The following is an 11,098-nucleotide window of genomic DNA, read 5'->3' on the forward strand; positions in this document are numbered from 1 at the left end:
AATAGAATTATTCTCCTGAAATTAAACTATGGGATCATATTAATATGACTTGCCTTCACTAAGGAAGGAAAATACGGCAACACTTCTGCTCCCAGCTCATCAATAACATCGACAATAGGTCTCTTACTGAATTGAATCCCTAAGGCAGCATGATTGACACCCGCTTCCTGCCATTCATGTAAAAGTTCCAATAAACCATTCCTTCCTGTTTTAAGCACAAATCCACCCTGCAATGGCGTTCGAGGAAAATTGGGATCTTCCGTTAGTTCAATCCATTCATTGGTCATATGAGGCTTAAAAATCTGATCGGGAATTAAGTCACGCCAAGCTTTTATCTTTTCTCTCAACGGCCTAACATGTAATTTCGACGTTGTTGCTCCCGGATAAGTAATCCAGCCATCCCCATGTTCAGCAATCCAGGAAAGAGGCTGTTGACTGCCACCGGTTATTAAACTCGGAATATATTCTTGAACGGGTTTAGGGATAAGATCCAATCCGTCAATGTGGGTCAGCTCAGACTTAATTTTTGGATAATGTTCCTTATTTAAGCGTCGAAAATCCTGTAAAACCTGTCTAAAACGTTCACCTCGATGCTCAAAATCTAATCCAAATGCAGGAAATTCAATCGATCTATCCCCCGATCCTACTCCTAGCAATAATCTATTATTGCATAGCTGATCTAAAGAAGCGGCTGTCTTTGCTAAAGAAATCGGGTGCCAGAAAGGTAAAACAATACTTCCTGTTCCTAATGCAACCCTGCTTGTCTGTCCGGCGATAAAAGATAAATAACTAAAAGCATCATACACTTGACCAGCATCACCAAAACTCGGATCAAACATCGGAATATCACGAACCCATATCGACGCAAAATCTAAGCGATCGATCTGTTTTATATATGCCATATGCTCCTCAACTAGGGGAAGCTTTCCGCTATATACTTCTAAGGGAAGAAATAGGCCAATAGTCAACACATCTGGAGCAAATACACGGTTAAATGCATAGTGGTTTTCAAAGTTTCTTGTCATGTTCTAAAATTTTAATGTAAAGCATTATACAATTTCGATATATCTAGATTTATAGATATATTGGATTAAAAAAAAGGAAGGCTTCTTACCTTCTGAAATAAATTAATTAATAAATATGCAGTGTCAATTAGGCTAAAATAAAGCGAATGCATATTTAGAATAAGCGTTTTTATATCTCAATTTCTGTCTACCTAGACCAGCAAAAGAAATTATACAATTTAAACGCTAATTTTACCCTTCAACAAATTCGATATATCTAGATTTCTAGATATTATTTGATCAAAAAAATGAAGATATTTATATCTCCATCCATCAAATAAATAATGAGTAACTACAGCGTATTCTTGATATAAGAAGCCAATTCCTTAAGTTTTTCCTCATTTCTCTTATAATAAGTCCACTGTCCCTCCCGTACAGATTTCAACAAACCACAATTCACCATCGATGTCAAATAAGATGATATCGTTGATTGGGACAAACCTGCCTTCTTTTGGATCACGCTCATACAAACACCATAATCCGTTACCTCCGGTTCAATATCTTCGGCGATAAAATTAGCATGCGGATTCTTCAACCACTGCAATATCTGTAACCGATGTTCATTTGCTAAAATCTTAAAAATATCAACCATATCTATATATCTAATAATCTCGAAACAAACATAACAATTAAGCGCTCCATATTTGTTGTCTTTATGTCATCTTGATACATTTATTAATGAGCTTTTCAACAAAGCAACATTGAGCTTTTGAGCAAAACAGCCTCTTTATAATCCCGCTACCTTTGAATAAACAAATCAGCAGAACATGAAAAAGATAAATCAGATTTATGTAAACGGTGCCTTTATCACACCTCATGGGACAGAAACTTTTGATCTCATCAGCCCCACTACTAATGAAAAATTGGGTGAAGTTACCCTTGGGGACGAAATGGATACCCATATTGCGGTCCAGGCCGCAAAAGAAGCATTCAAAACATTCTCTAAAACAAGTAAAGAAGAACGTATTGCTTACCTGGAAAAACTACATCATGCTGTCAGCAAGCGCGAAGAAGAACTGATTGCTATTATGGTCGAAGAATATGGCGGAACTTACCAATTTTGCCAAACCAGTGTACAGATTGCCATCGCGGCATTCCCAACAATGATCGAAACACTTCAAAACTATGACTTTGAAAAAACTGTTGGACAATCACAGGTTCGTATGGAGTCATTAGGGGTTGTCGGCATCATCACCCCCTGGAACGCCAGCAATGGTTTTATCTGCAGTAAGCTTGCCACAGCTATTGCTGCCGGATGTACCGTCGTCATCAAGCCCAGCGAAATGAGTGCCCAACAGACACATCTTATTGCCACATGTTTCCATGAGGCGGGTTTACCTAAAGGCTTATTCAATATCGTAAATGGTCTAGGAAATGTTGTAGGCGCCGCAATAACCAATCACCCCGATATTGCCAAAATATCCTTCACAGGTTCAACTGCGGTTGGCAAAACAATTGCTAAAGGCGCAGTAGATACAATGAAACGTGTCACTTTGGAGCTTGGTGGTAAATCCCCGAATATTATTTTAGAAGATGCCGATTTAGAAACCGTTATCCCCATGGCTATCTATGGCGCTTATATGAATAGTGGTCAAGCCTGTATTGCTCCTACCCGACTGCTAGTCCCTGCGAGCAAACTAGATCAGATCAATGCTTTAGCACAAGCCTCCATCGCACATGTAAAAGTCGGTAATCCTGCAGATCCAGATACCCATGTAGGACCTATGGTAAGCCATAAGCAATATGAGAGAGTTCAACAGTTCATTCAGATCGGACTTGATGAAGGAGCAACGTTACTAACAGGAGGTCTGGGTAAGCCAGCAGGTTTGGAAAAAGGTAACTTTGTTCAAGCCACCATCTTTACAAACGTTCGTAATGATATGCGTATCGCACAAGAAGAAATATTCGGTCCAGTCCTCTCCATCATTCCGTACCAGAATGACGAAGACGCTATTTCCATTGCAAATGACACCACTTATGGTTTAGCGGCATATATCAGCTCACCAGATCTTGCACGTGCCAATCGCATAGCATCACAGATTGATGCAGGAAGAATCTGTATCAATGGCTTTAAACATGATCCACAGGCTCCTTTCGGAGGATTCAAGCAGTCAGGTATCGGCCGAGAGTTCGGAACTTATGGATTAGACGCATATTTAGAACCCAAAGCAATTTTAAGCTAAATAGCTAAAATTCAACATCCTTATCTTAAATTTGCATCAGAGATGGAAACAAAAAAAGACAACATTCAGGCATCGGGCATTGCTTATTCGTGTTATGCGACAAAAAGCAGAGAAGGAGAACACTTCGTCCAAGAATGCACCTTCACCTATCAGATAGCTGGTTCCCTGGTGCTGAATGATGGAAATCAAACCTACATTTCCAATGCGGGAGCATTTCGTCTGGTAAGGAGAAATCAATTGTTAAAATTTATAAAGGAACCGCCTGAAAATGGCGAGTTCCGATCTTTGACTATTTTTCTTGACCAGCAGACATTAAAAGATTTCAGTCTCGAATACGGCATTAATGCGGAACAAAAACAATATGATCAACCTGTCTTGGATATCGAAGATCATGTACTGTTGCATAGCTATTTTCAATCTTTGATGACGTATCACCAGACCCACAGTTTTGACAATCCCAAACTCGTTCAGATTAAAATGAAAGAAGCGATATTACTCCTCCTACAGATCAATCCTGAACTCAAAAATGTATTGTTTGATTTTACCGAACCGCATAAAATAGACTTAGAAAACTTTATGAACAAAAATTACCACTTTAATGTTCATTTAGAACGATTTGCCTATTTAACAGGTAGAAGTCTGGCAACCTTTAAAAGAGATTTTGAAAAAACATTCAATACCACACCTGGACGCTGGTTGCTGCACAAAAGACTACAAGAAGCATATTACCTTTTAAAAGAAAAAGGTAAGGCAGCCTCAGACATTTATTTGGAATTGGGATTCGAAGACCTTTCCCATTTTTCATTTGCCTTTAAAAAAGCATTTGGCGAGGCTCCTTCAAAAATCATGAACCGATATAGCCCGGTCAATACCGCTTCTTTCAACAGCATGTAATTAAGCCCAACCATTCAGCACCCCCTACATGAAAATATTTTATAAAACTATGCTCATCACCCTCATCCTTATCATCGTATTCGTTGCGATTATAGTCCTGTACATGCAACAGCCCAAATTTGGTAAAGTACCAAGTGGCGCTCGGCTTGAATTAATTAAGAAATCACCCAATTACAAAGACGGTAAATTTGTTAACTTTAGCCATACCCCTCAAATCGTTGAAGATGCAAGCTATGCGAGCGTACTCTATGATTACTTTTTCAAAAAAATAGACCGGAAGAGTCCACTGGAAAATATACCGACCATAAAAACAGATCTGCAGAACTTGTCCCGCAAGGAAGACGTATTGGTCTGGTTTGGGCACTCCTCTTATTTTATGCAAATAGACGGAAAACGCATGTTGGTCGATCCCGTATTCAGCGGAAGTGTCTCTCCTGTTCCCGGAACCAATAAATCATTTAAAGGAACAGACATTTATACAGTAGAAGACCTACCGGAGATTGACTATTTATTTATTACCCACGATCATTATGATCACCTGGATTATGAAACCATTATCAAATTAAAAACAAAAACCAAGAAAGTAATCTGCGGACTTGGTGTGGGTTCACATCTGGAATACTGGGGTTACAATCCTCAAGATATAATTGAAAAAGATTGGCATGACAGCATTTCACTCGACAGTGGATTTACCGTATACACAACTCCTGCAAGACATTTTTCAGGTCGGTCTCTTCAAAGCAGCAAGACACTATGGATGTCCTATGTAGTACAGACGCCAACGATGAAAATCTTTATCGGCGGAGACAGTGGCTATGACACCCATTATGCGGCTATTGGTGAAAAATTTGGTCCTATTGATCTAGCTATTCTAGATAATGGGCAATTTGACAGCACTTGGCGTTATATCCACCATCTCCCTGAAGAAGTATTAAAAGCAGCAAAGGATCTGAAAACGAAGCGTCTATTCCCGGTGCATAACTCCAAGTTTGATATCGCCAATCATTCTTGGGATACGCCATTAATTCAGATTACCGAATTAAATAAAGAAGCGCATATTCCATTGATAACACCTATGATCGGGGAAGAGGTATTGCTAAAAGACGATCAACAGCAATTTAAACAATGGTGGGTAGGCAGAAAATAACGCACTAAAAATAATAAGTAGCATCGGACTGTAAAGAAAATAAATTATTTATAGTCCGATACAACAATCATAATTTCAAATAAATGTTATCGAAATTCATGTTTCTTTACATATGAAAAACATTAAACCGATGGCCATCGGGGTCCGCAAATACAAAACCATAATATCCCTTTCCAAAAGCTGCAGGCTTAGAAATCAATGTTCCACCAGCATCTTCCACCTCAGTAGCCCAACGATCCGCCTCTTCTGTACTTGATGCGGCAAGCGTAAAAATGATTTCATTAGATTTGGATGTATCTGCCATAGCCCCTAACATCGCCTCGCGAAGGATATGCTTTAAGAAAAAATGGATTACAAAATGATCTTCACCAAACAGAAAACTTGTCAGATCTGCTGATCGCCCATTGGATTGAAAACCCAACGCAGTATAAAATTTTGTTGTCCGGTCTAAATCGGTCACTGCCAAATTAGACCATATCTTTTTTGGATTCATACGCTACTATCTTTTATATCTATTATAAAATTAAGCAAATCAAATTCTATTCTACTTCTCATAGGACAAGTAAATCACATCACCTCCTTAAACCTTTCATATCCGCACAAAAGGATGACACTTAATTTGTTTGAATTTTATACATTTACATCATGAAACAAGCAGAAAGTGTCAATGATTTTTACAGCCGCTTGCCAAGTCATGCACCCACTCATGTGCCATTGGACAATGCAGGCATCGGTCATATCAATGTTTTCAGTCGAGAGACCTGCGCAGTTGTAAGCCCCTATAGCAGACGTGATTTTTATAAAGTTTCCCTGATCATAGGCAAAGGAAAGATTTATTATGCCGATAAATGGATCCAGATTGATCGTCCAGCACTGCTTTTTTCGAATCCCATTGTCCCCTATTCTTGGGAAGCTGAATCCGAACAACAGTCCGGTTGGTACTGCCTCTTCACAGAAGATTTCATTCAACATAGTGAACGCACAAGTCAGTTGCACGACACGCCCTTATTTCAGATCGGATCTAATCCCATTTTCTTCCCAAACGAAGCCCAATTAGCGGAATTGTCCTTTATTTTCCAGAAAATGCAGGCCGAGATGTCTTCCAGCTACGCTCACAAATACGATGTATTGCGCAGTTATCTGCACTTGATCATTCATGAGGCTATGAAAAACAATCCGACCACCAACTTTCATAAGTATGTGAATGCTACTTCTAGAATATCCGCCTTATTTCTCGAACTACTGGAAAGACAATTTCCGATAGATTCTCCAGCACTCGTACTCAAATTGAAGAACCCTGCAGATTATGCCACTGCACTATCCCTGCACATCAATCATCTTAACCGGTCGGTCAAACAAATAACGGGTAAAACCACTACAGCACATATCGCCGCACGCATCATCAAAGAAGCAAAAGCTTTACTGCAGCATACCGATTGGAATATTTCCGATATCGCTTACAGTTTAGGTTTTGAATACCCCTCTTACTTTACACTATACTTTAAAAAACACACCGGCATGGCACCCACCCAGCTGCGGTAGATTGTTTGATTATTATAACAATCTGTTTGATCGTTATAAGTCAGTTTTTGAGACCGTGCGCTACATTTGTATAAACAAAATGAGAACATTATGAAATACAGAAAACTCGGAACAACAGACGAACAGCTATCCGCATTAGGATTGGGTTGCATGGGTATGAGCTTTGCTTATGGACCTACGGATGATAAAGAGAGCTTAGCCACATTAGAAAAATCCCTTGACCTGGGCATCAATTTCTGGGATACCGCCGACATGTACGCTAATGGAGCAAATGAAGAACTGATCGCTAAAATTTTAGTCCCCAATCGGGAAAAGATCTTTATTGCTACTAAATTTGGATTTCGCTTTAAAGATGGGATTGCAGGACCAAGCAATGCCGCAGGAACATATTTTGACGCTTCGCCCGCATGGATGAAAATTGCCGTTGAACAAAGTCTCAAGCGACTTAAAATTGATACCATTGATCTGTATTATGCACATCGTGTCGATGCCAATATCCCTATTGAAGAAACTGTCGGTGCAATGGCTGATCTCGTTAAAGAAGGAAAAATACGATACCTTGGACTGAGTGAAGCTTCGCCGGCATCATTAAGAAAAGCACATGCAGTACATCCCATTTCTGCACTCCAAAGCGAATACTCCCTGCTAACCAGAGATGTAGAAAGCGAGATTTTGCAGACAACACGTGAACTTGGGATTTCACTTGTGCCCTATTCACCTCTAGCCCGTGGTTTAGTAACCAATACGCTCCAGATGGATACCCTTGCAGCCGATGATTTTCGAAAATCTTTACCACGCTATCAAGAGGAAAACATCGTCAATAACAATAAACTGGTGGCCGGATTTGCGGCCTTAGCCAATCATATAAATTGTACACCAGCACAACTTGCTTTAGCATGGGTCTTAGCACAGGGAGAAGACATTATCCCGATTCCCGGAACTAAAAAAAGAAAGTACCTGGAAGAAAATGTAGGTGCAATTGATGTTCAGCTAACACCTGAACATTTAACAGAAATTAATTCCCTGATCCAACGATACCCCATCTTGGGAGAACGTTACAACGAAGGTTCTATGAAACTCGTGAATCAATAATGGAGAAAAAATCGAAGCAGGACAAAGGTAAAGTCTTGGTAACGAGCATCTATTTTAAATAAGGAATTCATCTTTAGAAAAACAGAAAAAGCAACACCATGGTGTTGCTTTTTCTGTTTTCAGATCAACGATACCAATCCAATATTAATCACTTTTTGTCTCAATAACCAGAGGAACAATAATAAAGGCAATAAGTCCGGCAGCTATTGCACTGACGATTACATTGCCAAATTGCTGAAACTGAAGTCCTGATAAAAATCTCAAAGCAACAATAAACAACATCAGCCCCAACAGCAGTAACCAGTACATTAAACGAGCAGAAGTTAAATTTTCCTTTTGAACAGGTAGTTTATAAATAGCAAAAGCAATAACGATCGCACCAATAAAACTAGAAACATGTTGCAATATCTTTACAATAGGCACTTGTATACCCAGAAGACTAATCGAAGTTGCCAGCTCAGGAAATCGCCGAACAAAATAACCATCATCGTGTGTAAAACTGTCCCATAACACATGTGATAGCGCACCTATAAGCACTGAAATAATAACGATTAACCAATTCTTTATAAAATAACGATTCCAGTCAAACTGTTTAAATACAAAACACCTTGATTTGAGGATGATAGGCATATTATCAACTAAGCTATTACGAACTATATTGTGAAAAATAAAAGCAAGTACTAGTCCTAATGGTAAATCAAACCATAATAGACCTGCGATTGTATGACTATAATCGCTCCTAATCTTCATTCTCAAAAAGTATTCAAAATCAGGCGTCAAACTGCCGATAACAAGTCCCGTCAGAGAAAACCAATGTCTTGGTAAATATGTCAATGGCAATACCAATGCAGGATGAGAAAATGTAAAAGGCATCTATTCTTTAGTTTTTTGTCAAATTACAAAATATGCCCCAAATCAAAAAAGTTATATTCATCCTCTTGATGAAGGACTCAAAAATATCTGCAATGACAAACGTTTGCATGACCGTTTTACTTCGAAAAAACAGAAATAAGGACAGCTCTTTCGATCAGCTGCATTGCTTTGAGAACACGTATTAATCTGATTACAATGGCCGTAAATGCATTTTTAAGCCAATAGCCACTTTGAAATCCTGATCTATTAAACTATGTTTGTACATAATATATCGGACATAAAGCCCCCAATATAAAACCTTAAATCTTTTAAAAACCGAACTTACTAATTTATTAAAATGACAAATTGGTTCAGAAAAAACATGTCGGTCGTTATGATCGCTTTCATCAGCTTTCAGGCACAGGCAAATTCTACGCCCAAAGTCTACGACTTAACAAAGTATGGCATTAACCCCAATACGGGGAAAAACAGCAGTGCAACCCTCAATCAAGCGATTCAGAAAATAGTTACTGAGGCGGGAAAAGGTAATCCTATAGTAATCAAATTCAAAAAAGGACGTTACGATTTCCATGAAGAAGGAGCACAAAAAAGAACCTATTACATCTCCAACCATGATCAGGACAATCCTAAGACCGTTGGTATTACCTTAGAAAACCTCAGCAACATCACCATAGACGGACAAGGGTCAGACCTGATCTTTCATGGACGTATGTTACCCCTTTCATTGGTTGAAAATCAAAACCTCAGCCTTAAAAATCTGCATATCGACTTCGAGCAACCCCAGATCTGTCAGGTTAAAATCTTAGAAAACGATACCCAAGCAGGTACAATCACGTACCAGACTGCTCCCTGGGTCACTTATACCATCAAAGACAGCACCTTTTACAATACCGGTGAAGGTTGGGAAATGAAACCCACCTCCGGTATCGCTTTTGAAGAAAAAACAAAGCATATCGTGTACAATACCAGTGATATCGCAGTGGGCACAGCACATGTAGCAGAAATATCAAAAGGAATCATCAAAGCCTTCAAGTGGAAGAATTCAAAATTAATACCCGGAACAGTCGTTGCCATGAGAAGCTGGCATAGACCTAATCCCGGTATTTTCGTGCACAAAGGTAAAGACACCAAATTAGAGAATATATCGGTTCACTATTCCGAAGGAATGGGTCTGTTGGCACAGCTGACTGAAAATATTTATTTAGAAAAATTCAATGTCTCATTAAGAGGGAAAAACGATCCCCGTTATTTTACAGCACAGGCAGATGCAACCCATTTCTCAGGCTGTAAAGGTGTGATCATATCCAATAATGGACGATATGAAAACATGATGGACGATGCGATCAATATTCATGGTACCTATCTCAAAATCACACAAAAACTGGACAATAAAACCGTACTTGCAAAATACATGCACGAACAGTCCTATGGTTTTGACTGGGGCTATGCGACCGATTCAGTACAGTTTATCCAATCCAAAACAATGGAGCTCTGGGACAATAAAAACAGTATTCAATCCATCGAAGTAATCCGTAAAAAAGATAGCGATCCGATCGAGGATTTCAAAATTGTATTCACAAAACCCTTAGATGATTACATCGATCCAACCAAATTGGACATCGGTATTGAAAACCTGACGTGGACACCAAAAGTAGAGTTTAAAGGCAATACTGTACGAAACAACAGAGCACGGGGTGCACTGTTCAGTACTCCTCAAAAGACCGTAGTGGAAAATAATCTATTTGATCATACCTCAGGAACAGCCATTCTTTTATGTGGCGATAGCAACGGCTGGTACGAAACAGGTACATGCCGTGATATCACGATCAAAAACAATAAGTTTATCAATGCTTTGACCAACATGTTCCAGTTCACCAATGCGGTGATCTCCATCTATCCAGAGATTCCAGACTTAAAAAACCAGCAGAAATACTTCCATAGCGGTATTAAGATCGAAAACAACTATTTTGAAACTTTTGATAAGCCGATTCTATATGCGAAATCTGTAGATGGCATTACTTTCAATAACAATACGATTAAGACAAATAAGGAGTATCCGGCATTTCACTGGAACAAAAAGGAAATTTTGTTTGAGCGTGTTATCAATGCCAATATCAAAAATAATACGATTGATGGTAAACCTTTCGTTTATCCTGCTAATTAATCGCAGCTTATAAAAAGTAAAAAGGCCAATCTCACTACAGGAGATAGACATGCCCCAAAAAGTTAGACACTTATTTGGGGCATTTTTATGAGCAAAAAACAGAAATATGATTTCGAGTTTAAGTTACGCTTAGTAACTA

At 38.9% G+C, this 11,098-nt stretch carries 10 protein-coding genes; 6 read left to right on the plus strand and 4 right to left on the minus strand.

The window, feature by feature from the left end; translation table 11 throughout:
• Positions 1-26 precede the first annotated feature (26 nt).
• Both EDF66_RS23665 and EDF66_RS23670 read right to left on the minus strand, forming a co-directional pair.
• Positions 27-1,025, minus strand: coding sequence for an LLM class oxidoreductase (locus EDF66_RS23665; protein WP_132845537.1), 999 nt, complete (start codon positions 1,023-1,025; stop codon positions 27-29).
• A 331-nt stretch (positions 1,026-1,356) separates the two neighbouring features.
• Positions 1,357-1,656 (minus strand): ArsR/SmtB family transcription factor, encoded by a 300-nt coding sequence (locus EDF66_RS23670; RefSeq protein WP_132845539.1) that lies wholly within the window; start codon positions 1,654-1,656, stop codon positions 1,357-1,359.
• Positions 1,657-1,831: 175 nt separating this feature from the next.
• Between EDF66_RS23670 and EDF66_RS23675 the strand changes: the two genes are divergently transcribed.
• Genes EDF66_RS23675 through EDF66_RS23685 form a run of 3 tightly spaced genes read left to right on the plus strand, consistent with a single transcriptional unit; the run spans position 1,832 to position 5,288 of the window.
• Positions 1,832-3,247, plus strand: coding sequence for an aldehyde dehydrogenase family protein (locus EDF66_RS23675; protein WP_132845541.1), 1,416 nt, complete (start codon positions 1,832-1,834; stop codon positions 3,245-3,247).
• Positions 3,248-3,289: 42 nt separating this feature from the next.
• Positions 3,290-4,141 carry a helix-turn-helix domain-containing protein gene (locus tag EDF66_RS23680; protein WP_132845542.1) on the plus strand — a complete coding sequence of 284 codons (852 nt, stop codon included), beginning with the start codon at positions 3,290-3,292 and terminating at the stop codon, positions 4,139-4,141.
• Between the two features lie 28 nt (positions 4,142-4,169).
• Positions 4,170-5,288, plus strand: a complete 1,119-nt coding sequence (locus tag EDF66_RS23685) for an MBL fold metallo-hydrolase (RefSeq protein WP_243656128.1) — start codon at positions 4,170-4,172, stop codon at positions 5,286-5,288.
• Positions 5,289-5,394: 106 nt separating this feature from the next.
• On the opposite strand, the gene EDF66_RS23690 is transcribed toward EDF66_RS23685, so the two are convergent.
• A complete protein-coding gene (locus EDF66_RS23690) occupies positions 5,395-5,781 on the minus strand; it encodes a VOC family protein (protein WP_132845544.1) in 387 nt (128 codons plus the stop codon).
• 152 nt (positions 5,782-5,933) lie between these two features.
• On the opposite strand from EDF66_RS23690, the gene EDF66_RS23695 reads away from it, so the two are divergent.
• Together EDF66_RS23695 and EDF66_RS23700 are read left to right on the plus strand one after the other, a co-directional pair.
• A complete protein-coding gene (locus tag EDF66_RS23695; RefSeq protein ID WP_132845545.1) occupies positions 5,934-6,830 on the plus strand; it encodes a helix-turn-helix domain-containing protein in 897 nt (298 codons plus the stop codon).
• A 90-nt stretch (positions 6,831-6,920) separates the two neighbouring features.
• A complete protein-coding gene (locus EDF66_RS23700) occupies positions 6,921-7,922 on the plus strand; it encodes an aldo/keto reductase (RefSeq protein ID WP_132845547.1) in 1,002 nt (333 codons plus the stop codon).
• Positions 7,923-8,066: 144 nt separating this feature from the next.
• On the opposite strand, the gene EDF66_RS23705 is transcribed toward EDF66_RS23700, so the two are convergent.
• On the minus strand, positions 8,067-8,795 hold the full coding sequence (locus tag EDF66_RS23705; protein WP_132845548.1) for a DUF4184 family protein: 729 nt from the start codon (positions 8,793-8,795) through the stop codon (positions 8,067-8,069).
• Between the two features lie 361 nt (positions 8,796-9,156).
• Between EDF66_RS23705 and EDF66_RS23710 the strand changes: the two genes are divergently transcribed.
• On the plus strand, positions 9,157-10,959 hold the full coding sequence (locus tag EDF66_RS23710) for a right-handed parallel beta-helix repeat-containing protein (RefSeq protein WP_132845550.1): 1,803 nt from the start codon (positions 9,157-9,159) through the stop codon (positions 10,957-10,959).
• Positions 10,960-11,098: the final 139 nt, after the last annotated feature.

The sequence above is a fragment of the Sphingobacterium sp. JUb20 genome (genome assembly GCF_004342035.1).
Classification (GTDB): domain Bacteria; phylum Bacteroidota; class Bacteroidia; order Sphingobacteriales; family Sphingobacteriaceae; genus Sphingobacterium; species Sphingobacterium anhuiense.

Coding starts and splice junctions, on each gene's coding strand:
- EDF66_RS23675 (WP_132845541.1), top strand. CDS start 1,832: ATGAAAAAGATAAATCAGATTTATGTAAACGGTGCCTTTATCACACCT.
- EDF66_RS23670 (WP_132845539.1), bottom strand. CDS start 1,656: ATGGTTGATATTTTTAAGATTTTAGCAAATGAACATCGGTTACAGATA.
- EDF66_RS23710 (WP_132845550.1), top strand. CDS start 9,157: ATGTCGGTCGTTATGATCGCTTTCATCAGCTTTCAGGCACAGGCAAAT.
- EDF66_RS23685 (WP_243656128.1), top strand. CDS start 4,170: ATGAAAATATTTTATAAAACTATGCTCATCACCCTCATCCTTATCATC.
- EDF66_RS23690 (WP_132845544.1), bottom strand. CDS start 5,781: ATGAATCCAAAAAAGATATGGTCTAATTTGGCAGTGACCGATTTAGAC.
- EDF66_RS23680 (WP_132845542.1), top strand. CDS start 3,290: ATGGAAACAAAAAAAGACAACATTCAGGCATCGGGCATTGCTTATTCG.
- EDF66_RS23700 (WP_132845547.1), top strand. CDS start 6,921: ATGAAATACAGAAAACTCGGAACAACAGACGAACAGCTATCCGCATTA.
- EDF66_RS23665 (WP_132845537.1), bottom strand. CDS start 1,025: ATGACAAGAAACTTTGAAAACCACTATGCATTTAACCGTGTATTTGCT.
- EDF66_RS23695 (WP_132845545.1), top strand. CDS start 5,934: ATGAAACAAGCAGAAAGTGTCAATGATTTTTACAGCCGCTTGCCAAGT.
- EDF66_RS23705 (WP_132845548.1), bottom strand. CDS start 8,795: ATGCCTTTTACATTTTCTCATCCTGCATTGGTATTGCCATTGACATAT.